We start from the raw sequence: 23,242 nt of genomic DNA, 5'->3' as shown, positions 1-23,242 counted from the left end.
GCCACGGCCCGCGCCGTCCGCGCTCGGTAGCGGTCCGAAACCGGTGTGCGACGCGAGCAGACCAGTGCCGGTCGGTATTTTCTCGGCACCTTCCCAGGAGCTGACATGGTGGACAAGCCGGTGGAAACGTTGCCCTCCGCACGGGAGGAATCCACGGCCCTCCTGGAAGGGGATGGCGAACCGGTCGTGGTCGAGAGAACCCTCGCCGCCGTGCTGGCATCGGTCGTGCGGACCGAGCAGGTGCCCGTCGACAGCCATTTCTTCGACGACCTGGGCGCCGACTCGCTGGTGATGGCGCACTTCTGCGCGCGAGTCAGGAAGCGCGCGGATCTGCCGTCGGTGTCGATGAAGGACGTCTACCGGCACCCGACGATCAGGAGCCTCGCGACCGCCCTCTCGGACGAGCCGCCCGTTCCACCGGCGGAACCGGTGGCCGTGGCCCCGGCGGCGGAGTCGTTCACGGCTCGGCCGGCCCCGGCCGGCAGGCGGCAGTACGTCCTGTGCGGCGCCCTCCAACTCCTGGCCTTCCTCGGGTACTTCTACGCCATCGCCTTCGGCGCCGCCGTGGGATACGAGTGGATCTCCGCCGGATCAGGTGTGTTCGACACCTACCTGCGGTCGGTCGTCTTCGGCGGTGTGGCCTTCGTGGGCCTGTGCGCCCTTCCCGTCCTCGCGAAGTGGACGCTCGTCGGCCGGTGGAAGCCTCGGCACATCCCCGTCTGGAGCCTGTCGTACGTCCGCTTCTGGATCGTGAAGACGCTGGTCCGGTCGGACCCTCTGGTGCTGTTCAGCGGTTCGCCGCTCTATCTGATCTACCTCAGGGCGCTGGGCGCGAAGGTCGGGCGGGGGGCCGTGGTCCTCTCGCGGCAGGTGCCCGTGTGCACCGACCTGCTGACCATCGGTGACGGCACGGTCATCCGCAAGGACTCGCTCTTCGCGTGTTACCGGGCCCATGCCTCGGTGATTCAGACCGGGCCCGTCACCCTCGGCAAGAACGTCCTGGTCAGCGAGGCCACGGTGCTCGACATCGACACCTCGATGGGTGACGGGGCCCAGCTCGGGCACGCCTCCTCGCTGCACCGTGGGCAGGCGGTGCCCGACGGCGAGCACTGGCACGGGTCCCCGGCACAGCGGACCGACGTGGACTACCAGGTGGTGGGACCGGCCCGCTGCGGCGCGGTGCGCAGAGCCGCCCACAGCGTCGTGCAACTGCTGCTCGCGCTGGCCGTGTACGCACCGCTGGCGGTCGGCGGCCTGGTCGCGCTGCTCGTCGAGGTCCCGCAGCTCAGCACCGCCCTGGAGCCCGGACCCGCGGTCCTCGGCGAGGGGACGTTCTACCTCGAGTCCCTGGTGATCTCCTTCGTCCTCGTCTTCGGCGCCGTGCCCGCCGGTCTCCTCGTCCTGACCGCGGTTCCCCGGCTGCTCGGCCTGACCCTCACGCCGGGCCGGACCTACCGGCTGTACGGCTTCCACTTCGAGGTGCACCGGACGATCGCGCTCCTGACCAACTGGAAGTTCCTCAAGCGCCTGTTCGGGGACAGCTCCGCCATCGTCCACTACCTGAGGGGCCTCGGATACGACCTCTCCCACGTCGAGCAGACCGGGTCGAACTTCGGCACGGAGATGAAGCACGAGACGCCGTATCTGAGCTCCGTCGGGCGCGGGACGATGATCGCGGACGGCCTGTCGATCATGAACGCCGACTTCTCCAGCACCGCGTTCCGTGTGTCCCGGGTGTCGATCGGGCCGCGCAACTTCCTCGGGAACCGGATCGCGTACCCCACGCGGGGCAGAACCGGCGACAACTGCCTCCTCGCGACCAAGGTGATGGTCCCGGTCGACGGCGAGATCCGCGAGGGCGTCGGGCTGCTGGGTTCGCCCAGCTTCGAGATACCTCGTTCGGTCCTGCGCGACAGCAGCTTCGACCGGTTCAAGCGCCCGGAAGAGCTGCGCCGCGGACTGGCCGCCAAGACCAGGCACAACGTCGCAACCATGGTGTGGTACCTGCTGTCGCGCTGGATCTACGTCTTCGCCCTCGCCGTGCTCGTCACAGCGGCCGCGGAGCTGTACGGACCGCTCGGTGTGACGGGGCTGGTGCTGGCCGACCTCCTCGTCCTGCTCCTCACCACCGCGTACTTCGTGCTGGTCGAACGCGTCGTCACAGCGCTCCGTCCCCTCAGGCCGCTCTTCTGCTCGATCTACACCCCGGACTTCTGGCAGCACGAGCGCTACTGGAAGGTGCCCTCGGAGACGTATCTGAGGCTCTTCAACGGCACCCCGTTCAAGAACCTGATCTGGCGGGCGCTGGGGGTGCGGATCGGCCGCATGGTCTTCGACGACGGCTGCCATCTGACGGAACGTGCCATGGCCGCCCTCGGGGACCGCTGCACGCTCAACTCGGGGAGCGTGGTCCAGTGCCACTCCCAGGAGGACGGCGCCTTCAAGTCCGACCGGATCACGATCGGCTCGGGATGCACTCTCGGGGTCGGCGCCTTCGTCCACTACGGCGTGACGGTGGGCGACGGCGCGGTGCTCGGCCCCGACTCCTTCCTGATGAAGGGGGAGGTGGTCCCGCGGAACGCCTGGTGGGCCGGAAATCCGGCAAGGCCGATCCGTTCGCACGGCGAGGACGAGAGGAGGTCGGCCCCATGCCAGTCATGACGACGTCCGCGACGGCCGGCCGGGAGTTCTGGCAGAGCGTGCTCAGCACCGGCGGCGTCACCACGATCCCCCGGTGGACACAGGACCCGGCGATCCGCGTCGCCGAGCACGGGACGACGCTTCCCGGGGAACTGCTGGACGCGTTGCGCCACCTCGCGGACGAGTTGGCGGTACCCCTGCGCTCGGTGTTGCTGGCCGCCCACGCCAAGGTGCTCGCCGCCCTGTCCGGCGAGCACGAGGTCACGACCGGATACGTCGCCGTACCGGCCGGGCCACCGCTGCCCTGCCGCCTGACCGTCGCCCCCGACTCGTGGCGGACGCTGGTGCTCCACACCCACCGGGCCGCATCGGAGCTGCTGCGGCACAAGGACTTCCCCGTCGACGGACTCCGGCACGAGCTGGGCCTGCCCGGACCGTCCGGCGAGGCCGAATTCGATCCGCACGGCGCCGGAGGGGAGCTCGCCGGGACTGTCGTGCTGCGCGTGGAGCTCCCGCGCGGCGGCGACCGGAGCACGCTGCGGCTGCGGTACCGGACCGACGCGCTGGACGCGGCCGCCGCCGCGAGGATCGCGGGATACCACCTCACCGCACTCACGCTGCTCGCCGCCGACCCGGACGCCGCGCACGAACGGCAGAGCCTGCTCTCCGCCGAGGAGCGCCGCTTCCAGCTCGAAGGGCTCGCGGGACCCCGCCGGGAGCTGCCCGACCGCCGCGTCCACGAGCTGTTCGAACAACGGGTCAGGGCACACCCGGACGCCACAGCGGCCGTATGCGGCGAGCGGCGGTGGACGTACCGGGAACTCAACTCGCGGGCCAACCGGTTGGCGCGGGCCCTGCTGGCCCGGGGGCTGCGCCGGGAAGGTGTCGTGGCGGTGGTCATGGAGCGGAACCTGGACTGGGCGGCCGCCGTCCTCGCGGTCTTCAAGGCCGGCGGGGTGTACCTGCCCGTCGAGCCGCACTTCCCGGCCGAGCGCGTCACGACCATGCTCTCCCGCGCCGGGTGCCGGCTCGTGCTGACCGAGCCGGGCAGCACCACGACGCTCGACCGGGCCCTGGACGCGCTGCCCGCGGTCCGGGCGCTCTCCGTCGACGCGGCCTGCGCGGAAGGCCACCCGGACACCGACCCACGCGTCGGCGTCGCGTCGGACCAACTCGCCTACATCTACTTCACGTCCGGCTCCACCGGCGAGCCCAAGGGCGCCATGTGCGAGCACGCGGGCATGCTCAACCACCTCTACGCCAAGATCGACGACCTCGGGATCGGCGAGGGCCGGACCGTCGCCCAGACCGCACCCCAGTGCTTCGACATCTCGCTGTGGCAACTGACGGCCGCGCTCCTGGCCGGCGGGCGGACCCTGATCGTCGAGCAGGAGGCGATCCTGGACGTCCCGCGGTTCGTCGAGACGATCACCCGCGGAGGGGTCGACGTGCTCCAGGTCGTGCCGTCGTACCTCGACGCCGTCGTGTCCTACCTGGAGCGCCGGCCGCGCGCACTGCCGGCCCTGCGGTGCGTGTCGGTCACCGGCGAGGCGCTGAAGAAGGAGCTCGTACAGCGCTGGTTCGCGGTCGCGCCCGACATCAGGCTGGTCAACGCGTACGGGCTGACCGAGACGTCGGACGACACCCATCACGAGGTGATGGACCGGGCGCCGGACGGCGAACGGGTCCCGCTCGGCCCGCCCATCGCCAACGTGCACGCCTACGTCGTGGACGAGCACCTGTCACCGGTGCCGCTCGGCGCCCCCGGTGCGATCGTCTTCGCCGGGGTCTGCGTCGGCCGCGGCTATGTCAACGACCCCGAGCGCACCCGGCAGTCCTTCATGGCGGATCCGCACCACGCGGGCCTGCGGCTCTACCGCAGCGGCGACTACGGCCGCTGGGTGCCCGGGGGCAAGCTGGAGTTCCTCGGCCGCCAGGACGACCAGGTCAAGATCCGTGGATTCCGGATCGAGCTCGGAGAGGTCGAGAGCGCCCTGCTACGGGCACCCGGGGTCCGCGACGGAGCCGTGGTCGCCGTCGAGGGGGCCGGGCAGGGCGGGCGCCTGGTGGCCTTCTACCGGGCCGAGGGCCCGCCGGCGGACGACGTCCTGAGGGACCGGCTGAGCCGGTCGCTGCCCGCCTACATGGTCCCCTCGGAGTTCCACCGGCGGCAGAGCCTGCCGGTGACCGCGAACGGCAAGGTCGACCGGAAGGCACTGACCGCGCTCGCCGCGCGGCTCGGCGCGGTGGCCCCGGACGCCGGATCCGACGGCACGGCCGAGAAGGGCGGCGACCCACCCCGCACACCGACCGAGCTGCGACTGGCCGGCCTGTGGGCCCAGGTGCTCGACGTACCGCAGGACACGATCCGCCGGCCCGACCACTTCTTCGACCGTGGCGGCACCTCGCTCGCGGCGGTGCGGCTCGCGATCGCCCTGGACCGTGCGGTGGACATCAAGGACATCGTTCGCCACCCCGTCCTGGCCGACCTGGCCCGCCTCCTCGACGACGGGTCACCGGCCGCCGCGCCCCCGGCATCCACGGCCGCCGTCGGCCCCGGACCACCGACCTCCTCCTGAACCGCGACCGAAAGGAGACCGAGATGCCGTCCTCGCTGCCCCTGTCGACACCCGGCGTCGAACTGGAGCCCGGCAAACCGCCGATCCTCCGGGCCGACTCCACCGGCGACGCGGCGAGTTGGGCCGCCGAGCACCGGGACGCGGTGCGCGCTCTCGTCGCCGAGCACGGTTCGGTCCTGGTCCGCGGCCTCGGGCCCGCCGACCGGGACGAGACCGTGTCCGTCCTCCGGCGGCTGTCCTCCGGTCCGATGACCGAGAGGGAGGCCTTCGCGCCCCGGCGGGCCCACTCCGACGGCATCTACTCCTCGTCGAAGTGGCCGCCGCACCAGCCGATGTGTATGCACCATGAACTCAGTTACGCCCTGGAGTTCCCCGGCCTCATGCTGTTCGCCTGCCTCACCGCGCCCGCCGTCGGCGGGCGGACCGCGCTGGCCGACGCGCCCACCGTGCTGGGCGCGCTGCCCACCGATCTCGTCGCACGGTTCCTGAGAGAGGGCTGGCTGCTCACCCGCAGCTACAACGACGAGATCGGGGCGTCCTTGGCCGACGCCTTCGGCAGCGACGACCGCGGCGTGATCGAGAGCTACTGCCGCGCGGCCGCGATCGCCTTCGAGTGGCAGCCCGACGGCGGACTGCGGACCCGGCAGCGCCGCAGCGCCGTGGTCCGGCACCCGGTCTCCGGCCGGCGCTGCTGGTTCAACCAGATCGCGTTCCTCAACGAGTGGACCCTGGCCCCCGAGATCCATGAGTACCTGGTGGACGTCTACGGCGCCGACGGGCTGCCGTTCAACACCCGCTACGGGGACGGCGCACCGATCGACGAGGACACCGTTCACCTGCTCAACGAGGTCTATCAGTCCCACACCGTGAGCGAGCCATGGCAGGACGGCGACGTGATGCTCGTCGACAACGTCCGCACCGCCCACAGCAGGGAGCCGTACGAGGGGCCGCGCGAGGTGCTCGTCGCGATGTCGGACGCGGTGCGCCTGGCCGACTGCTCACCGACCGTGGAGGTGATCACCGCATGACCGCCACTCCTTCCACCACCTGGGAGCCCGCCCTGTCCGGGCCGGTCACCGTGCCACCGTTCGCGGTCGTGTCCGGCGGCCAGGTCCAGCAGGCGCTGCGGGGGCGCGAGAAGCAGATCGTGGAGGTGGTCGAGGACACCTACCGGCTGCACAGTGCCGGCGCTTCGGTGAACCCCCCGTCCCACTTCCTGCGCTTCCCCGACCGCCCGTCGTCCCGGATCATCGCCCTGCCCGCCTCGATCGGCGGGGAGGCAGGGGTGGACGGCCTGAAGTGGATCTCCAGCTGTCCGCAGAACGTGACGGCTGGCATCCCGAGGGCCTCGGCGGTGCTCATCCTCAACGACCGCCGCACCGGCTACCCCTTCGCCTGCATGGAAGCCTCGATCATCAGCGCCACGAGGACGGCGGCGTCGGCGGTCCTGGCGGCGGACACGCTCAGCCGCGACCGACGGCGCCCGACACGCGTCGGCTTCGTCGGGACCGGCCTCATCGCCCGCTACATCCACGACTTCCTGGCCGGTACCGGCTGGTCGTTCGACGCCATCGGCCTGCACGACGTGTCCGCCGACAGCGCGGCCGGCTTCCGCTGCTACCTGGAGCAGTCCGGCGCCACCGGCTGGATCGCCGTGCACGACAGCGCCGAGGAATTGATCCGCCGGAGCGACCTGGTCGTCTTCGCCACGGTCGCCGCCCGGCCGCACGTCAGCGAGCCGTCGTGGTTCGCCCACCGTCCGCTCGTGCTGCATGTGTCACTGCGCGACCTGGCTCCGGAGATCGTGCTCGCCTCGGACAACATCGTCGACGACGTCGAGCACTGTCTGAGGGCGGAGACCTCGGTCCACCTGGCCGAACGGCTCACGGGCAACCGCGACTTCCTGACGGGCACGCTGGCCGACGTCATGGCCGCACGCGTCGCCCCGTCGCCGGACCGGACCGTGGTGTTCTCGCCCTTCGGCCTCGGAGTGCTCGATCTGGCGGTCGGCAAATACGTCTACGACGAGGTGGCCGCCTCCGGGGAGCTGCACGTCGTCGACGACTTCTTCCATGAGCTGCGCCGGTACGGATGAACACCCTCCGGCCGGCCGCATTCGATCCGCGGAGGCCATCGTGTCAGTCATATCCGCCCCCTACACCTTCAACGAGGAGGATCTCTACGTCGACCTCCGCCCGATACTCGGGCGCGGGCTCTACCTGAAGTGCGAGGGCTTCAACTTCGCCGGCTCGATCAAGCTGAAGCCCGCGACCGAGATGGTGGAGGCCGCCGAACGGGCAGGGGTCCTCACCCCGCGGTCGGTGCTGCTGGAGTCCTCGTCGGGGAACATGGGCGTGGCACTCAGCATGATCGCGGCGAGCAAGGGCTACCGGTTCCGGTGCGTGACGGACTCCCGCTGCAACCTGTCGACCAGACTGGTGATGAAGGCCCTGGGCGCCCAGGTGCACGTGATCACCGAGCCGAGCGCCGAAGGCGGCTTCCTGCGTGCGCGGATCGACTACGTCCGCGCACTGTGCGCCCTCGACGACCGGTACGTGTGGCTCAGCCAGTACACCAACCCCGAGAACTGGCGAGCGCACTACCTCAGGACCGGGCCCGCCATCGCCCGCTCCTTCCCGAAGCTGGACGTGCTGTTCGTCGGCGCCGGCACCACCGGGACCCTGATGGGCTGCGCCCGCTACTTCCGGCACTGGCACCGGCGGGTCCGCATCGTCGCCGTCGACAGCGTCGGCTCCGTGACCTTCGGCGGTGCCCCGGGCCGCCGTATGCTCCCCGGACTGGGCATGAGCGTCAGCCCGCCACTGCTCGACACGTCCTTCGTCGACGACGCGGTGCATGTCGAGGAGGCGGACACCATCCGCGCCTGCCACCACCTGGCCCGCCGCGGCTTCCTCTTCGGCGGCTCCACCGGCACCGTCGTCAGCGGCGCGATGCGCTGGCTGGCCGCCCATGACTCGGCCGGACTCACCGCGGTCGCCATCGCCCCGGACCTGGGCGAGCGCTACCTGGAGACCGTCTACCAGGCCAACTGGGTGGAGGCCCTCTACGGCGAGGACGTGCTCCGCCCCGGCGACCCGGCCGCCGATTCCGCACCACCGGTGCGCGAGGCCGAGTCCGCCCCACTCCGGGATGCGGGCGACGGCCGGGCCTCGGACACTGTGGGGGAGGGCGCATGACTCCCGGCACGGCGCATCGAGGCACACACAGGTGGGAGAGGCTGTGGCGAAGCGGCAGGCCTCCGAGGCCCGGCACATCGGTGCAGCCGAGACGGATCGTCTGCTGGTCTCCGTCGCCGCCGGCAGCCAGGACGCCTTCAGCCGCCTCTACGACGTGGCCGCCGGCCCGATCTACGGCATCGCGTGCCGAGTCCTCCAGGATCCGGGACATGCCGAGGAGGTCGCCCAGGAAGTCATGCTCGAGGTCTGGCAGAGCGCCCCCCGCTACCGGCCCGAGAACGGGCATGCCATGACCTGGATGATGACCATCGCCCACCATCGTGCCGTGGACAGCGTCCGCACCCTGCAACGCTCCGCGGAACGCGAGCGCGCCGTGTCCCAGCAGGAAACGGCTCTCGCCCATGACGACGTCGTGGAGACGGTGGAGTCGCTCAGGGAACGCGAACAGGTCCGCTCCTGTTTGAAGGAGCTCTCCGCCGAGCTGCGGCAACCGGTGGTGCTCGCCTACTACCAGGGCCTGACCCAGACCGAGATCGCCGCGGCGCTGGCCCTGCCGCTCGGCACCGTCAAGGGCCGCCTGCGCAGGGCACTGACCCACCTGCGGCACTGCCTGGGAGCTCCCCCGTGATCGCCGCCGACGCACACGACCTCGCGGGTGCCTTCGCGGTGGACGCCCTCACCCGCGAGGAGCGCGAGGCGTTCCTGCGGCACGCGGCCGACTGTGCCGACTGCGCGCACGAGGTCGCCCAACATCAGCAGACCGCTACCTGGCTCGCTCTGGCGGCGGCCCGCACCCCTCCGCCGGATCTGAAGGACCGCGTCCTCGCCGAGGTGGCCCGGACCCCCCAGCTCCGCGCGACGCTCCCCGGTCGGGAAGGCGTGCACCGGGGCCGGCGGTTCACGCCCCGGCTGCTGAATCTCGCGCTGGCCGCCTGTCTGGCCGCGGCCGCCGCGTTCGGTGGTCTGGCGGCCTGGCAGCACCAGGAAGCGCAGCAGGCACGCCAGGAGGCCAGCAGCCGGACCGCGGACTTCGCCCGGCTCCTGGCGGCCCCCGACACCTCTTTCGTCAGACAGGACGTGTCCTACGGCGGCTCCGGCACCGTCGCGGTATCACGCCGGCTGGACCAGGCGGCCTACTTCTGCGAGGACCTGGCCCCGCTGCCCCCGGACAGGACCTACCAGTTGTGGTACATCGCCCCCGGGAACCAGGTCCGCTCCGCCGGGCTCCTCCCCGCCAGAACCGCCCTCCAGGCCGTGTCCCTTCCCCCGCCAGGCGCCGCCGCCTCACTCGCCATCACCGTCGAACCGGGCAAAGGCTCCGCCGAACCCAGCAGCAAGCCCCTCGCCACCTGGCCCCTCCCCGCGGCCTGACCGCGGACTCAGAGAGGAGGCGAAGAGCGAGAGGGTCATCGCCCCGGCGGGCAGCGAACCGGCGACCACGAAGATGGTCGCGGACACCACCAGTGCCCAGCCGCTGATGAAGCCCAGGAAGGGGTGGAGCGTGCGCCCCACCCACGAGTAACTGGCCCCCGCGTTCACGTCGATCCGGCCGAGGTAGCTGAACGCGAGCGCAATACCCAGCATGGGTATCGCGCAGTGCAGCAGGGCGGCGGGGCCGGCCAGGCCCACCGTGCCGAGCAGAACTGCGCTGGTCGCGGCCAGCGAATGTCGGGGCGCTGCCGGCGACCGCCATCACGACGGTGTCGAACGTACCGAGAGCGTTGGCCTGAAGCCCTCTGCCCTTGTGGTTGCTCACGGATCCGCTGCTTTCCGGCACGCACGATACGGGGGATTCACTCCCTGCTACGCAGCCGGTCCAGGAGGGTTCTCACGCGGCGGCCCGTTGCGCAACCGTGACGTCCGCGAACGGATCCGTCGCCCAGCGTTAGGCTGTGCGTGTGCCCCGACCTGCCAATCCCCTCGTCCGCGAGAGGCTCCTCGACGCCGGACTGACCCTTTTCCACGCTCGCGGCATCAACGCGGTGGGCATCAAGGAGATCACGGACGCGGCCGGTGTTCCGAAGGGATCGTTCTACAGCTACTACGACAGCAAGAACGCCTTCGTGGCTGCGGTCCTCGACCACTGCTGGTCCAGAGTCATCCGTGATCACGGCTTCCTCCTCACCGACACGTCGACCCCGGGGGTGAGCCGCCTCGTGGGATTCTTCGAGGCCCTGACCCAGGACCACGCCGAGCGGGGATTCGAGCTCGGGTGTCTCCTCGGCAATCTCGCTCTCGAACTGACCGAGGACAACGGGGAAGCGCGGCATCGGCTGGTGGACATCATGGACGAGTGGTCGGCGCTCATCGGTGCGTGTCTGGCACGGACAGGAAGTGCGGTTGACGTCACCGACGCCATCGCGCCGACGGAACTGGCATCGATGATCATCGAGTCCTGGGAGGGAGCTGTGATGCGCGGCCGCGTCGACCGGAGCCGCGTTCCGTTCGACCGCTTCCTTGCCGTGTCGCTGCCCCGTCTGCTGGACGCGGCCCGGGTGGATGTCTAGCGTCCAACGCTTCCCGAAGTTGCGGAGAACCCGTCATTGTGGCGCCGCGTAGTAAGGGGTGAAACGACAGCGACCCTGTCGCGAGCCCAATGCGGAAGGAACCACACATGGCTGTTCGAGAAGGATGGGGGCAGCCCGTGCCTTCGAACGCAGGGGATGCCGAGCCGGCTATCACCGTGACAGGCGGGAGTTCTTCATCGGTATGAATGAACTCCTTGGGACGTCAAGGCTCGGCGCAGGGCGTTCAGTGCGTGGCTGGTGCGGGACTTCACTGTGCCGATCGGCAGGGCCAGTGCTGCCGCGGTGTCCTCGATGCTCTGATCGAGGTAGTACCGGTAGACCAACACCTCACGGTGGAACGGCGGCAGCTCGGCCATCGCCTGTTTCAGTACGTGCGCGGTCAGTGAGGTCTCGGCGGGGTCGAACACCACGTCGATCTCAGGGGCCTGCGGGGACACCTCGACAGGGCGCGCACGACGGGACCGGAGTGAGTCGATGGCCAGCCGTCGAACGACGGTGAAGAGCCACGGACGAGCCAGGCCATGTGTGGAGACCAGCCGGTCCGCATGCCGCCAGGCCCGCAGAAGTGCCTCCTGGACAAGGTCCTCCGCGCTGTGGGTGTCGCCCAGGGTGAGCTTGGTGGCGAAGCGCAGCAGGTGGACCTCCTCGGCCGCACTGATCGCTTGCATGAAGGCGCGGCCCTTGTGCGCGACCGCCTTCCCGGAGGTTGCTGAGTGGTGCGTGGTACTGCGGTATGAGGCAGCGGCTTCGTCAGGGATCTCGCCCTTCTTGGCGGCGACCGAGGACGATGTGGTGTGCATGAGGGATCTACCGGGCCTTTCGGTGCACGCCGAGACCTGAACGGCCGCGACGACGCACGGGTGGCGACTGGAACGTCCCCGGAAATGGGGCACCACGCCGGGAGGCCCCCGAGAACGTCTCGCATGCTGTGGGTCCGCGATGGAAGGCGCATCGCTTTCTGATAGTCAGTCAGTTCTGATGCGCACCCGCTCGAGTCGGCGTTGACAAACGGCGCATCCCTCCACCACCATTCCACTACTCGATTAGTGGAATGGTGGTGATGATCTTGGAGTTCCGCATCGACAGGCGGAGCGGGATCCCCGCCTTCCAGCAGATCGTCCAGCAGACCAAGCAGGCCCTTCGGCTCAACATCCTGGTGCCGGGTGACCGCCTGCCGACCGCCAAGGAAGTCTCCGAGACATGCGCGGTCAACCCGAACACCACGCTCAAGGCGTACCGGGAGCTGGAACGCGAGGGCCTGGTGGAACCACGGCCTGGCCTGGGCACCTTCGTCACCCGGACGCTGGCCCGCCCCCAGGCCGGCACGGATTCCCCGCTGTATGACGAGTTGCTGGCGTGGATGGAGCGGGCACGCGAGGCGGGCCTGGAGCGGGAGGACGTGGCCGCACTGGTCGCGTCGGCCACAGAGCAGCAGTACGACGGAACGATGGCTGAGGCAAGGAGCGTAGATGAGTAACGGTAGGTACGCCGATCCGCCGGCGTTGGAAGCGGTCGCGCTGGGCAAGCGGTACCGGCGGGGTTGGGCTCTGCGGGACTGCTCGTTCCGGCTGCCGGCCGGGCGGATCTGCGGGCTGGTCGGGCCCAACGGGGCCGGCAAGACCACCTTGTTGGGGATCGCTACGAACGTGCTGAGGCCGACGGAGGGCACGCTGAGTGTGTTCGGCGTGGACCCGGGGTCGGCGGAAGCAGGCCTGCGTACCGCATTTCTGGCCCAGGAGAAGCCCCTGTTCCGGCGCTTCACGGTCGCGGAAAACCTGCGCCTGGGACGGGAGTTGAACGCGGGCTGGGACCAGGGCGCCGCCGAGGCCATCGTCCGCGCGGGCAACGTCCCCCTGGACGCCAAGGTCGGTACCCTCTCCGGCGGTCAGCGCACCCGCGTCGCCTTCGCCCTGGCCTTCGGCAAGCGTCCCGACCTGATGCTGCTCGACGAGCCGATGTCCGACCTCGACCCGGTCGTACGCCACGAACTCATGGGCACGCTCATGGCCGAGGCCGCCGAGCGCGGCACCACCGTGCTGATGTCCACGCATGTCCTGGCCGAACTGGAGAACGTCTGCGACTACCTCGTCGCCGTCACGGAGGGCGGTTTGCGTCTCGCCGGTGACGTGGACGAACTGCTGTACGCCCACACCCGGGTGACCGGCGCCCGCGACGGGGAGGGCCTGCCCGCGGGTCTCGAACACCACACCGTCATTGAATTCCGCACCAGCGGGCGGCAGTTCATCGCGCTCATACGTCCCGAGGGACCGGTCGTCGGGCCTTGGGACACCGACAGCCCGAGCATGGAAGAGCTCCTGCTCGCGTATCTGCGCTCATCCGGGGCGCCACCCTTGATCACCCCCACCGCCGAGGTCCGGACCGGCACGCGGGCGGTGGCGGCATGAGCACTCTCACCGGCACCCCGACCACAACCCCCGCCGACCAGACCCGGCGCCCCCGGCTCAGCGGCATGACCTGGCTCGTCTGGCGCCAGCACCGGGCCACCTACTGGACCTTGCTGGGCGCCGCCGTACTGCTGGCGGCGTGGATCACGTACCAGCACACACAGATGATGGAATTCCTGCACGCGAGCGGCTGGCCCGGCAAGGACATCAACAGCCTTGGCCCGAAGTTCGATCCGTATGCCCAGGCGTTCCAGCGCGTCTCCTTCGTCCTGGCCGTGATCCCCATCGTGCTCGGCGTCTTCGTGGGAGCCCCGCTGCTCGCGGGCGATCTGGAACACGGGACCGCCAAGCTCGTCGCCACCCAGTCCGGGGGCCGCGCCCGCTGGCTGGCCACCAAGCTCGGTGTGACCGCGCTGGTCGTCGTGGCGACCACGGCGGCGCTGTCCTTCACCTTCGGCCGGTGGTGGAACCCGGTAAGGGCCCAGAACACGGTCGCCTTCTGGGCCGAGGGCAGCGCCTTCGACAACACGGGCCCCGTACCTGTCGCGCTGAGCCTCTTCACCGGGGTCGGCGGCGTGGCGATCGGCCTCGTGCTCCGCCGCACCCTGGCCGCCATGGTGGTCACCTTCGGATTCGCCCTCTGCGTCCAGCTCGTCTGGGCCTACTTCCGGCTGAGCCTCGGCGACGTGGTCACCGTCACCACCGACAAAGGCGTCGTCGCGGAGAACTCGTTCCCGACACTGCCCGACGCCGCCTACCAGCTCGACAGCTCCTACATCACCGGCAGCGGCGACCTCCTCGGCTGGAGCACCTGCCGTTCGGAGCAGACCGAGCAGGCGCAAGAGCTCTGCCTGAAGCAGGCCGACGTCGTCGGCTGGTCGGTGGACTACCTCCCGATCTCCCAGATGTCCGGAATGCAGTGGCTGGGCGCGTCGATCCTGCTGGCCCTGACGGTCGCCGTGACGGTGTTCCTGTTCGGCTGGGGACGCAAGCGCCTCGTGTGACGGCCCCCAGGTTCTGCCGCGCTCCTTCGCCCGGGGCCTGGACCGAGACCGGAACGCAGTGATCGCCGCTGCCGCGAGCGGGTGGCGAAGAGCGCTTCTACGAGATGCTTCAGGTCCATGGCACCACCCTCAGGCCCTGCTCCACGAGCGGTTCGGAGACGGCATCATGTCCGCCTCGGTGGCATGACACGGAGCGGGCTGATGCGCGGGCGAGGTCGTCGGCGAGCCGCCACTCGACGAGCCGCGGCGGGCCCGCGACCTGGCGGAGAGGAAATGGTCGTGCTCCTCGCCCGTGCTGCCGTCGGCACAGCGCGGAACCAGATCGCGGAACCGTAAGCGGGCTTCGCTGCGGCTCGCCGGTCGGTGCGGCTCAGCAGGCCGATCGGCTTCCCTGGGCTATGGACGCGAGAAGGGCGGCGAGTTCCGCGGGCATCGACAGGAACGGCGAGTGGCCGCTTTTCAGGCGGTGCACGTCTTTTGCTCGGGCCGCGAGTGTCTCCTGTACCTGGAGCGGCAGAGCCTTGTCCTGGTCGCAGATGATGTAGGTGGAGGGAACGGCCGGCCAGCCCGCTTTCGTCACCCGCTCGCTGAACGACCTCACACTCTGTGGTACGAGCTTCCTGACCGATCGCGCGGCCTGCTCCTCGGACAGATCACCGTAGAGTGCCTCTGCACTGTTCTCCATGGGCTGGACGACGCCGATCGGATGCTTCGGTTCTGTGGCGCCATGGAACCCGTACAGGCTTTCGCCGACGTCCAGTTGGTAGGCCGCCAGGTAGACAGCATGCTTGACGTTGGGCGCGTCGGCGATGGCTTGCGTGACCGGGATACCGCCGTAGGAATGACCGACGACCACCACGGGACCTTCGATGTCTTGAAGGGCTTCTCGGACGACCCGCGCATCCGTATGCATGCCGGCGAGCGGTTCTGTGTCCCCGGCGCTGGGCAGAGCGACCGTTCGAGTCGCCCAACTGTGGGAAAGGAGGGCGGACTCCAGCTCTTCCCAGCACCATGGACCGTGCCAGGCACCATGTACCAGGAGGATGGTGGGACGGGATCCTTCGGTGGTGGCCAAGTCGATTCTCCTCAGTGGATCGGAAACCAGTGCGTTGAAGGGTGGGCAGGCAAGGTCGCGAGTCTGCTCGTGGGAAGCAGTCTGCGCACGCGCAGTGGCGGAGCAGCCGCACCGTGAGACGCCAAGGGCTCGGAGCAGTTGACGGAATGGCACGGCAGTCCCGCACCGTCCGCCGTTGTGTACTACGGCCCCCGGTCGGCCGGGGTTCTGCGGGCTGCGCTCCAGTGCCGCCGCCACACCTGGGCACCGCGCTGACCCGGTCCAGGTGACCGGGAATGCCGGCAGCGCTGCGGTACCGGGAGCAAGCAACTGAGAACCCGACTGCGGAACAGGTCGTAGTGCAGGGCGTACCTCGGAGAGCAGTACGGGAGAGCTCTGTTGCCAGTCACCTTGAAGTACGAGCGCACCGACCGGAGATCACATGCACAACGACGACAAGGCCGTGTTGTGGGCCGGGGAGTCCCTGTATCTGCAGTCCCTCGTCTCGCCCGATGGCAGATACGCTTTGCGGCATCGCCCTGACGGAACGGTGGTGTTGCGGGACAACTGCGCGGGCCGGGACGTCTGGCACATCGGCACCCCGGTCTCGGCGCCGGGGCGGCTCACCCTTCTCCTTGAGGGCTGTCTGGTGCTGGAAGGACCCTCGGGGACTCCTGTCTGGTCCTCGGGACATGGCGATCGCCGGGTGGTCGCCGCGATGGTCAGGGACGACGGACGTCTGGTCCTGGTGGACCCGGACGGTCACTCCCGCTGGAGCAGAGACCCGCTGAGCGCGGAGGAGCTGGCCGCCCATCGGCCGGCGAGCGGTGACCGGCTCCAGCGGGGCGAGGTTCTGGCGGACGCGATTGTGTCTCCGGACGGCCGGTACACGCTGACCCACACCTCGGCGGGCGAATCACTGCTCCGTACGAGGTCGCATGGGGGCACCGGCCGGGACTTGTGGGCGCGCCGGGTGGGAGAGCCCGGTGCGGCGCTCTCCCTCGGACGCGACGGCGTCCTGCGCGCGGGCACCGACTCCACGGTCCTGCAGAGGTGGACCGGTCGCTTCCTGCTGGATCCGATGTCCCACGTGGTTTCCGCGGTGGTCGTGCGCAACGAGGGCGATGTGGTCCTCCTGGGTGCCGACGGCTCCGAGATCTATGACAGCAGGACCGCCCCCGAGGAAGCCCGGGTCGCCGAACTCGAACGGGAGTACGCCCGCCGGGAGGCGGAGGAGAACGCCCGGCCGGTGCGCCCGGCCGACAGCGGAATGGCGACGGACTGGTTCGACCTGCTGGACCTCGATGGGCCCTGCACCATCACATGGGTGGAGCAGGTCGACGAGAGGGAGGCCCTGCTCAGGCTGGGCGCCGGCCCCGGGACGATCAGATCGATGACCTACAGCGAAGTCGTCACCGCCGCGTTCCCCGACAGCGACGAATTGATCAAGTGCGCGCTGGCCGTGCAGGTCGGTGCATGGGTCATGGTGATCGAGCCCTGCGGGATCGAAGGCGTGGAACGGGCGCGGGAGATGTCGGCGCGGACCCAGGCCATCGTCTACCACCAGGGCTTCGACTACGAGACCCACTTCGCCTGGCACCAGTTCAACCAACCGGTCGCGGTGTACCAGGAGGACGACTCCGGCCTCCTGGACATCGGCGCGCCCGCCCCCGAAGGCGCGGCACCGGACGCGATGGTGCCGTTCATGCAGCAGATCGGCCTGGGCGTGTACCGCCGCGAGAGCGGAGACTTTCTTCCACCACCGGTCGAGATCGCCTGTCTGATCGCCGGCCTCGAGCCCGGACCCGAACACTGGGCGGGGACACATCTGGGCGCCGTCTTCGGCACCTGGTGACGAAACCCGGCGGATTCCGTCGAGCCGTCGCTCGACGCCCCTGTGGGGCAGTAAACGGCCCCGGCCGAACGGGCGTCCGGCCATCTGCCGACCAGGGCCCCGGCCGCGCCGGCTACGCCAGCATGGCGGTGAAGCGGCGGGCGAAGAGGTAGGCGTCGCCGGGCCAGCGGGCGGAAAGGTAGTTGCCGTCCTGGACCACGAAGGCCGGGGTGTCGTCCGAGGCCGTACCGCGTCGGCGCATCTCGAACGGCCCGCGCTCGAAGCGGTCGGGGTCGTCGAGCGCGGCGACCACCTCGTCCTGGACGTACGCCGGATACGTCCGGTAGTAGCGTCCACGCCGCCATGCGGTGAGGTAATAGGCGCTGCGTTCCATGTACTTGGGCAGACACGTCGTGCGTCGGCCGGCGATGACGCTGCGGCCGGTCTCCGGTTCGACGGTGCGGGCGAGTACGAGGACGCCGTGGCAGATGGCTCCGACCGGGCGGCCCGTCGCCGAGAACCGGGCGACCTTCGCATGCAGGAGGCGGGAGCCGAGGTACTGCCGCATACCGGGCGCGTGTCCGCCGGGCAGGAGCAGGCCGTCGTACTCCTCGGGTTCCACGGCGTCCCAGGCGAGCGGAGCCCGGAAGCAGGACTCGCCGGTCAGTTCACGGTAGAACTCCTTCGGCTCCGGCTCCGCGCCGAGCTGCCCGAAGACCACACCGCTCAGGAGTAGTGGGTCCGCCTGCGGAGGCCGTCCGCCGTACTCCGTTGCGAACACCACGTCATGTCCGGCGTCACGCAGCATCCGCCAGGGGACCGCCACCTCCGTGACGTCGAAGTCCCGGTCGGGCAGCGGGAGAAGAATACGCATGCCTGGTGCTTACCACACCGCGGTCCCGGCGAAGGCGCTGATCTGAGCCCAACTGAACCTGATCTACAGCCGGTTCGGCCACACGGCAGGTCGGCCACAGCCCGCCTTGCGAGCTCCACCGACGCGGCCGAGAACCCAGCCGCGGAGCAGGTCGTAGTGCAGAACGTACCCCCTGGAAGCCATACGGGAGATCTGCATGTCGAATCAGCTTGAGGTCCTTGTGGTCGGAGCCGGTATCGCCGGCCTGGCGACCGCCGTCGCGCTTGAGCGCGAGGGCATGTCCGTCGATGTCATCGAGCGGTCCTCCGAGAGCCGTAGCGGTGGGGCCGGGCTCTTCCTGCCCGGGAACAGCGTCCGCGCCCTGACCGCACTGGGGGTGGGCAAGCACCTCGGCGAATCGGGGGCGCCCGTGTCCGGCCAGCGGCTGATGGACCAGCGGGGCAGAGTGCTGGCCGACATCGGCATGGCCGAACTGTGGAGGGGAACCGCGGGCTGCGTCGGCATCACCCGAGGAGACCTCCATGCGGCCCTGCGGGACATCGTGCCGGTGCCCGTCCGCCACGGGATCACCGTGGACTCGCTCAGGCATTCCGACGACGGTGTGCACGACGACGGTGTGCACGTGGACTTCAGCGACGGCGGGGTCGGCCGGTACGACGTGGTCGTGGGAGCGGACGGCATACGGTCGAGCCTGCGGGAGTCGGTCGATCCTGCCGCCGGGACCCGCTACCTCGGGCAGGTCTGCCTGCGCTTCCTCACCGACGCCCCCGACATCGACCGGTGGAGCGTGTGGCTGGGCCCGGGTACGGCCTTCCTGGCCTATCCGGTCGGCGGGGGCCAGGTGTGCTGCTACGCCGACGTGACGGCGCCCTCTCCCGAGGACCCGGCCCATGTCTCCGGCATCCTCCGGCACTTCACCGGCTTTGACCGGCGTGTACAGGACCTGCTGGCGACACCGGCCGCTCTCGACGCGTATGTCTCACCGGTGGAAGAGGTCAGCGGCGGCACGTGGGCACAGGGACGTGTCGTGCTGGTCGGGGACGCGGCCCATGCCGGTTCGCCCAATATGGCCCAGGGCGTCGCCATGGCGGTGGAGGACGCCCAGGTTCTCGCCGAGGTGCTGGCCGCAGGGGGAGACACCGAGGATCTTCTCCGGCAGTTCGTACGGCGCAGGCTGCCTCGCACCCGGTGGGTGCGGCGGCAGACCCACCGGCGCGACCGGACCAGGTCCATGCCCACCGTCCTGCGCAACATCGCGTTCCGGTACGGCGCCCATTCCCTGTACGAGCGCGGCTACGCCCCACTGCGCGACCTGCCCTGACACCGTCCGGCTTCCCACCCTTTCCGTACCCTGGAGCTCCGCTGTGACAAGCTGGACCGTCACCCAGCCCGAAGCCTCGACTGCACGCCGCATCCCCATGTACGTGCCCGAGTTCGCGGCCGACCCCCTTGCTGCCTACCGCCGGATGCGCGCCGAGTTCGGGCCTCTGGTCCCCGTGGAGCTGGCTCCCGGTATCCCCGCCACTCTGGTCATCGGCTACCTGCAGGCCCGCCGTATCCTCAACGACCCGTTGCGCTTCCCGGCCGACCCGCGGACCTGGCCGCAGGCCATCCCCGACACCTGCCCTGTCAAGCCGATGGTGGAGCGGCGGCCCGACGCACTTCGCTCGGTCGGCGCCGCCCATGCACGCTACCGGGCCGCGAACACCGTCGCGCCGGCGGCCGTCGACCAGGACGAACTGCGCGCACTCGTGGAGAAGGTGGCCGACACCGCAATCGAGGAGTTCGGCACCGGTGGCCGGGCCCATCTGCTGTCCCAGTACGCCCGCCCCGGTGCCGTCCGGGTCCTGAGCACACTGCTCGGCTGCCCGGACGACATCGAGCGCCGCGTCGTGGAGGCCATGGCCGCGATCTCCGACGACGTGAACGCAACAGGCGGCAACAGGCTCCTTCTCGAGGACGTGGTCGATCTCGTCACCCTCCGACGACGGCAGCCCGCGGACGACATCACTTCCCGCCTGCTGACCCAGGTGGCCCGGCTCGACGACCAAGAGACGGTCCACCAGCTCGTCGCCCTCTACAGGGTCGGCATCGAGCCCTTGGTCAACCTGATCACCGACGCGATCTTCCGGCTGCTGCTGGACGAACCGTCCTCCGGGGCCCGGCCCACTGGGGGTTCTGCGGCCCGCGAGGCTCTCGACACCGTTCCGCACACCGGCCCCCCACTGGCGGCCGGCTGCGTCTCCTGCCCGCCCGACCCGGTCGAGATCGACGGCGTCCTCCTGCCCGCCTACCAGCCGGTGGTCATCTCCATGGCGGCCTGCTACGACGACCCCGCCGTCACAGGCGGCACAGACGGGCGGACCGGAGGCAATGGGGCCGGCCTGGCGTGGAGTGCCGGCCCGCACGCCTGCCCCGCCCGACATGGACCCCATCCGTCCCGATGACGTGACCTGGCGTCCCGGCCCCTTCCACCGGGCTTTGGCCGCCCTGCGCGTCCAGTTCTCGACCACCGTGGTCGATCGATCGAACGGGAGAACCCCGAACGACAGCGAGTCGTAGTGGACACAGAGGCCGATCAGCTGCCGCCCCCCTGGCTGATCAGGTGCTCTCGTCCTCTTGGAGTCTCACCGTGCGACTGCTCTTCACCGCCCATGACGAACCACACACCCGCAAGGCCCGACGCGCCCCGGAGCCGCAATCCCCGGCTGCAATGCGTCCCGGAAAGGACGTTTGCGCATGATCTCGATCGCCGTTCTCGCCAGCGACCCGGTCACCCGGGAGGGAGCCGTCTCCTGTCTGCAGAGACAGCGGGGACTGACGCTGCTGCCTCAGCAGGAGCACGAACGGGCGGACGTGGTTCTGGTGCTGACGATGGACGTCGTCGAGGAGACGATGCAGCTCATGGAGGCGGTCGCCGCGCGCTCGGTCAAACCGGGTACGGGAATCGTGCTGGTCACCGGAAGCATCACCGAATGCCAGGCGGTGAGGGCCGTCCAGTTCGGCCTGCGCAGCGTGATCTGGCGACAGGATGCCGGTTTCGACAGAATCGCCCAGGCCGTCCGAAGCGTCGCCGACGGATGCGGCGTCCTGCCCGCTTCCGTCCAGGGCTGGCTGGTCAACCACATCGGGGCGGTCCACCGCGACGTGCTGGGTCCGATGGGACTGACCGCATCCGGACTGGAGGCCCGTGAGCTGGACGTGCTGCGGCTGCTCGCGGACGGCCTGGATACCACGGAGATCGCCCAGAAGCTGAGCTACTCGGAGCGCACCATCAAGAACATCATCAGCGGCGCGATGAGCCGCCTCGGACTGCGCAATCGCACCCACGCGGTCGCCTTCGCGCTGCGCTCCGGGGCTCTGTGAGGTCCACGGACCGAAGCACTTGCCGGTCTCCCCTCCCCGAGGCGGAGTCCCCGCACGGCGGGCGGCGCGGTCGGGCCGGACCCCGACCGGCAGGAATTGAAACCCTTCCCTCGGGCACAGTGGCGCTTACGCGGACGCGTTCTCGTACGGAAGCAGCTATCGGGCGGCGGCGAGAGAACCCCGTCGGGGCCGCATCCGTAGAAGGAGGTGCCGGCCACGCGTCGGACGCCGTGCCGCACAAAGCAGAGCCCGAGACTGTTCTACGAGGGCACGAAGGCGAATTGCGGAACCACTCTCGTGCGGAACCCGGGGCCTGGGCGAGCCCGCAGAGGAGCTCTACCGGCGCGTCAGCGACAAGGCGGGTTCGTCGTGAGGGCTTCGAGCTGGGTTCGGACGGCCTCGCTGTCGGCATGGCCGAGCGGTTCCAGAAGAGCGAGGGCCTGTGTCCATGCCGAGCGGGCCTGCTCCACCTGGCCTGAGGTGAGGTGGGTGTCTCCGAGGCGGCGCAGTGTGTCGGCCTCGGCCTGGACGACGCCGGCCCTGCGGTAGAGGGCGAGGGCCCGTTCATAACTGGCCGCGGCGTCGGAATGGCGTCCCAGGTGGTGCTGGGCGAGGCCGGTGCTGTCCCAGACGTCCGCCGCGAGGTAGGGGCGGTCGTGAAGCTCTGGTCCGGCCAGAGCTTCCTGGCAGTGGGCGAGTGCCTGCCGATGCCGGCCGAGCAGGATGTGGCACCAGCTGACGGCGGTGAGCGCGGCAACAGTGCGCGGGCCAGGGGTGTTGGCGGCCCGATGCCCGGCGAGGGACCGCTGGGCGTGGAACAACGCCGCCTTCAGGTCGCCCTGTTGCTCGGCCACCCAGCTCAGTTGCCGGTGGCTCTCGGCGCAGGCGGTGATCTCACCCGCGTCGGCGAAGAGTTCCACGGCACGCTCCATGTGGCTGCGCGCCTCCTCGACCCGGCCCAGACAGGTCGCGGCCCGTGCGAGACACTGGTGGACGTGCGCCTGGGCGTCGGGGTTCCTGCTGGTGACGATCACCATGCAGCCGGGGTTCGCGGGCAGCAGCGGGCGCACCTGCTGGGCGTCGCGGGCGTTGTCCAGCAGGAGCAGCACCTGCCGCCCGGCGAGTTGTGTGCGATAGCAGGCCGCGAGTGCGTCGGAGTCCTGCGGCAGGCTGGTCGGTTCGGTCCCGAATGATTCGAGAACGGTGCGCAGGGCCCGGTCCGGGGAGACGGGGAGTCCGGCCGGGTCGAAACCCCTGAGGTTGAGGTACAGCTGGCCGTCGGGGAAGCGAGGGGCGACGCGGTGGGCCCAGTGGACGGCGAACGTGCTCTTGCCGACCCCGCCATACCGGTGATGACGGCGACGCCGACATCGGCGGGTATCCCGTTGTCGCCGTCGAGGACGGTGCGTTGTTTAGGGGGCCCGAGATCGATCTCGTCCGGCCCCCGCCAGCAGCGGACGGGCCCCAGTACGGCGAAGCGAAGGTGCTCCCCCATTCACGTTCTCCCCTGCTCGTACCGCGTGCCGTGCCTTCCAACGGTGCTTGTTGCGGCCGTGGATGACGTCGCTGCGGCCGTCGGCGCGGTCGGCCGCGACGCCACGGGCCGCCGACCGGGTGGTCCATCGTCGGCCGTCCGGGACATCTGCGCGATCGTCCACGGTGTCATCGGCCCCCTCGCAGTGCTGCGACTGCCTCGACCGTCGACCAGGTGGCGCTCGCGCAGAGATTGGCCGCCCTGCCGGGTCGGTGACGACCAGGCCC

The 23,242-nt window shown here is 70.0% G+C and carries 19 protein-coding genes and 2 pseudogenes; 15 read left to right on the top strand and 6 right to left on the bottom strand.

Annotated features, from left to right (window positions below; all coding sequences use genetic code 11):
• Window positions 1–105 precede the first annotated feature (105 nt).
• Genes ACFPQ9_RS05670 through ACFPQ9_RS05640 form a run of 7 tightly spaced genes read left to right on the top strand, consistent with a single transcriptional unit; the run spans window position 106 to window position 9,787 of the window.
• On the top strand, window positions 106–2,661 hold the full coding sequence (locus ACFPQ9_RS05670; RefSeq protein WP_380847449.1) for a Pls/PosA family non-ribosomal peptide synthetase: 2,556 nt from the start codon (window positions 106–108) through the stop codon (window positions 2,659–2,661).
• A complete protein-coding gene (locus tag ACFPQ9_RS05665) occupies window positions 2,658–5,219 on the top strand; it encodes a non-ribosomal peptide synthetase (RefSeq protein ID WP_380848443.1) in 2,562 nt (853 codons plus the stop codon). Before ACFPQ9_RS05670 ends, ACFPQ9_RS05665 begins: the two co-directional genes overlap by 4 nt.
• Before the next feature lie 23 nt (window positions 5,220–5,242).
• Window positions 5,243–6,247, top strand: coding sequence for a TauD/TfdA family dioxygenase (locus tag ACFPQ9_RS05660; protein ID WP_380847446.1), 1,005 nt, complete (start codon window positions 5,243–5,245; stop codon window positions 6,245–6,247).
• On the top strand, window positions 6,244–7,314 hold the full coding sequence (gene sbnB / locus ACFPQ9_RS05655) for a 2,3-diaminopropionate biosynthesis protein SbnB (RefSeq protein ID WP_380847443.1): 1,071 nt from the start codon (window positions 6,244–6,246) through the stop codon (window positions 7,312–7,314). Before ACFPQ9_RS05660 ends, sbnB begins: the two co-directional genes overlap by 4 nt.
• A 40-nt stretch (window positions 7,315–7,354) precedes the next feature.
• Window positions 7,355–8,416, top strand: coding sequence for a 2,3-diaminopropionate biosynthesis protein SbnA (gene sbnA, locus ACFPQ9_RS05650; RefSeq protein WP_380847440.1), 1,062 nt, complete (start codon window positions 7,355–7,357; stop codon window positions 8,414–8,416).
• Window positions 8,417–8,459: 43 nt separating this feature from the next.
• Window positions 8,460–9,044 carry a sigma-70 family RNA polymerase sigma factor gene (locus ACFPQ9_RS05645; RefSeq protein ID WP_380847437.1) on the top strand — a complete coding sequence of 195 codons (585 nt, stop codon included), beginning with the start codon at window positions 8,460–8,462 and terminating at the stop codon, window positions 9,042–9,044.
• A complete protein-coding gene (locus ACFPQ9_RS05640; protein ID WP_380847434.1) occupies window positions 9,041–9,787 on the top strand; it encodes an anti-sigma factor in 747 nt (248 codons plus the stop codon). Before ACFPQ9_RS05645 ends, ACFPQ9_RS05640 begins: the two co-directional genes overlap by 4 nt.
• A 6-nt stretch (window positions 9,788–9,793) precedes the next feature.
• On the opposite strand, the pseudogene ACFPQ9_RS05635 reads toward ACFPQ9_RS05640, so the two are convergent.
• Window positions 9,794–10,172: pseudogene (locus ACFPQ9_RS05635) on the bottom strand (APC family permease); the annotation flags it as partial.
• A 142-nt stretch (window positions 10,173–10,314) separates the two neighbouring features.
• Here ACFPQ9_RS05635 and ACFPQ9_RS05630 point away from each other — a divergent pair.
• The gene (locus ACFPQ9_RS05630) at window positions 10,315–10,923 is read left to right on the top strand and encodes a TetR/AcrR family transcriptional regulator (RefSeq protein WP_380847431.1); all 609 of its coding nucleotides are present in this window, start codon (window positions 10,315–10,317) and stop codon (window positions 10,921–10,923) included.
• 194 nt (window positions 10,924–11,117) lie between these two features.
• On the opposite strand, the gene ACFPQ9_RS05625 is transcribed toward ACFPQ9_RS05630, so the two are convergent.
• The gene (locus ACFPQ9_RS05625) at window positions 11,118–11,612 is read right to left on the bottom strand and encodes a sigma-70 family RNA polymerase sigma factor (RefSeq protein WP_380847428.1); all 495 of its coding nucleotides are present in this window, start codon (window positions 11,610–11,612) and stop codon (window positions 11,118–11,120) included.
• Window positions 11,613–11,995: 383 nt separating this feature from the next.
• Between ACFPQ9_RS05625 and ACFPQ9_RS05620 the strand changes: the two genes are divergently transcribed.
• From ACFPQ9_RS05620 to ACFPQ9_RS05610, 3 genes are read left to right on the top strand one after another with little or no spacing between them, the layout of a single operon-like run.
• Entirely contained in the window at window positions 11,996–12,421 is a 426-nt protein-coding gene (locus tag ACFPQ9_RS05620; RefSeq protein WP_380847425.1) for a GntR family transcriptional regulator, read from the top strand.
• A complete protein-coding gene (locus tag ACFPQ9_RS05615; protein ID WP_380847422.1) occupies window positions 12,414–13,349 on the top strand; it encodes an ABC transporter ATP-binding protein in 936 nt (311 codons plus the stop codon). Before ACFPQ9_RS05620 ends, ACFPQ9_RS05615 begins: the two co-directional genes overlap by 8 nt.
• Entirely contained in the window at window positions 13,346–14,353 is a 1,008-nt protein-coding gene (locus ACFPQ9_RS05610) for an ABC transporter (RefSeq protein WP_380847419.1), read from the top strand. The genes ACFPQ9_RS05615 and ACFPQ9_RS05610 overlap by 4 nt, the downstream gene beginning before the upstream one ends.
• 370 nt (window positions 14,354–14,723) lie before the next feature.
• Here the strand turns inward: ACFPQ9_RS05610 and ACFPQ9_RS05605 are convergent, their stop codons facing one another.
• The gene (locus ACFPQ9_RS05605) at window positions 14,724–15,428 is read right to left on the bottom strand and encodes an alpha/beta hydrolase (protein ID WP_380847416.1); all 705 of its coding nucleotides are present in this window, start codon (window positions 15,426–15,428) and stop codon (window positions 14,724–14,726) included.
• A gap of 421 nt (window positions 15,429–15,849) precedes the next feature.
• Between ACFPQ9_RS05605 and ACFPQ9_RS05600 the strand changes: the two genes are divergently transcribed.
• On the top strand, window positions 15,850–17,262 hold the full coding sequence (locus ACFPQ9_RS05600; RefSeq protein ID WP_380847413.1) for a DUF6461 domain-containing protein: 1,413 nt from the start codon (window positions 15,850–15,852) through the stop codon (window positions 17,260–17,262).
• A gap of 112 nt (window positions 17,263–17,374) precedes the next feature.
• Here the strand turns inward: ACFPQ9_RS05600 and ACFPQ9_RS05595 are convergent, their stop codons facing one another.
• The gene (locus tag ACFPQ9_RS05595) at window positions 17,375–18,115 is read right to left on the bottom strand and encodes a type 1 glutamine amidotransferase domain-containing protein (RefSeq protein WP_380847410.1); all 741 of its coding nucleotides are present in this window, start codon (window positions 18,113–18,115) and stop codon (window positions 17,375–17,377) included.
• Between the two features lie 196 nt (window positions 18,116–18,311).
• Between ACFPQ9_RS05595 and ACFPQ9_RS05590 the strand changes: the two genes are divergently transcribed.
• The 3 genes from ACFPQ9_RS05590 to ACFPQ9_RS05580 all read left to right on the top strand — a co-directional run bounded on the left by ACFPQ9_RS05590 (window position 18,312) and on the right by ACFPQ9_RS05580 (window position 21,481).
• Window positions 18,312–19,436 (top strand): FAD-dependent oxidoreductase, encoded by a 1,125-nt coding sequence (locus ACFPQ9_RS05590; protein ID WP_380847407.1) that lies wholly within the window; start codon window positions 18,312–18,314, stop codon window positions 19,434–19,436.
• Between the two features lie 43 nt (window positions 19,437–19,479).
• Window positions 19,480–20,562: a cytochrome P450 family protein gene (locus ACFPQ9_RS05585; protein ID WP_380847404.1), complete on the top strand. Its 1,083-nt coding sequence runs from the start codon at window positions 19,480–19,482 to the stop codon at window positions 20,560–20,562.
• Between the two features lie 292 nt (window positions 20,563–20,854).
• Window positions 20,855–21,481, top strand: a complete 627-nt coding sequence (locus tag ACFPQ9_RS05580; RefSeq protein WP_380847401.1) for a helix-turn-helix transcriptional regulator — start codon at window positions 20,855–20,857, stop codon at window positions 21,479–21,481.
• Window positions 21,482–21,828: 347 nt separating this feature from the next.
• Here the strand turns inward: ACFPQ9_RS05580 and ACFPQ9_RS05575 are convergent, their stop codons facing one another.
• Both ACFPQ9_RS05575 and ACFPQ9_RS05570 read right to left on the bottom strand, forming a co-directional pair.
• Window positions 21,829–22,518 (bottom strand): tetratricopeptide repeat protein, encoded by a 690-nt coding sequence (locus ACFPQ9_RS05575; protein ID WP_380848440.1) that lies wholly within the window; start codon window positions 22,516–22,518, stop codon window positions 21,829–21,831.
• Window positions 22,495–22,821: pseudogene (locus tag ACFPQ9_RS05570) on the bottom strand (AfsR family transcriptional regulator); the annotation flags it as partial. The gene ACFPQ9_RS05575 and the pseudogene ACFPQ9_RS05570, both read right to left, overlap by 24 nt.
• Window positions 22,822–23,242: the final 421 nt, after the last annotated feature.

This window comes from Streptomyces coerulescens, from assembly GCF_042657965.1.
Classification (GTDB): Bacteria; Actinomycetota; Actinomycetes; order Streptomycetales; family Streptomycetaceae; genus Streptomyces; species Streptomyces coerulescens.
The sequence above is the reverse complement of the archived record's forward strand: the minus strand, read 5'-3'. Positions and strand labels throughout refer to the sequence as shown.

Excerpts from the sequence above, each read along its gene's own strand:
- ACFPQ9_RS05600 (WP_380847413.1), top strand. The coding sequence starts at position 15,850 with ATGCACAACGACGACAAGGCCGTGTTGTGGGCCGGGGAGTCCCTGTAT.
- ACFPQ9_RS05665 (WP_380848443.1), top strand. The coding sequence starts at position 2,658 with ATGACGACGTCCGCGACGGCCGGCCGGGAGTTCTGGCAGAGCGTGCTC.
- ACFPQ9_RS05625 (WP_380847428.1), bottom strand. The coding sequence starts at position 11,612 with ATGCAAGCGATCAGTGCGGCCGAGGAGGTCCACCTGCTGCGCTTCGCC.
- ACFPQ9_RS05670 (WP_380847449.1), top strand. The coding sequence starts at position 106 with ATGGTGGACAAGCCGGTGGAAACGTTGCCCTCCGCACGGGAGGAATCC.
- ACFPQ9_RS05575 (WP_380848440.1), bottom strand. The coding sequence starts at position 22,518 with ATGGTGATCGTCACCAGCAGGAACCCCGACGCCCAGGCGCACGTCCAC.
- ACFPQ9_RS05595 (WP_380847410.1), bottom strand. The coding sequence starts at position 18,115 with ATGCGTATTCTTCTCCCGCTGCCCGACCGGGACTTCGACGTCACGGAG.
- ACFPQ9_RS05610 (WP_380847419.1), top strand. The coding sequence starts at position 13,346 with ATGAGCACTCTCACCGGCACCCCGACCACAACCCCCGCCGACCAGACC.
- sbnB (WP_380847443.1), top strand. The coding sequence starts at position 6,244 with ATGACCGCCACTCCTTCCACCACCTGGGAGCCCGCCCTGTCCGGGCCG.
- ACFPQ9_RS05660 (WP_380847446.1), top strand. The coding sequence starts at position 5,243 with ATGCCGTCCTCGCTGCCCCTGTCGACACCCGGCGTCGAACTGGAGCCC.
- ACFPQ9_RS05580 (WP_380847401.1), top strand. The coding sequence starts at position 20,855 with ATGATCTCGATCGCCGTTCTCGCCAGCGACCCGGTCACCCGGGAGGGA.
- ACFPQ9_RS05620 (WP_380847425.1), top strand. The coding sequence starts at position 11,996 with ATGGTGGTGATGATCTTGGAGTTCCGCATCGACAGGCGGAGCGGGATC.
- ACFPQ9_RS05590 (WP_380847407.1), top strand. The coding sequence starts at position 18,312 with ATGTCGAATCAGCTTGAGGTCCTTGTGGTCGGAGCCGGTATCGCCGGC.
- ACFPQ9_RS05615 (WP_380847422.1), top strand. The coding sequence starts at position 12,414 with ATGAGTAACGGTAGGTACGCCGATCCGCCGGCGTTGGAAGCGGTCGCG.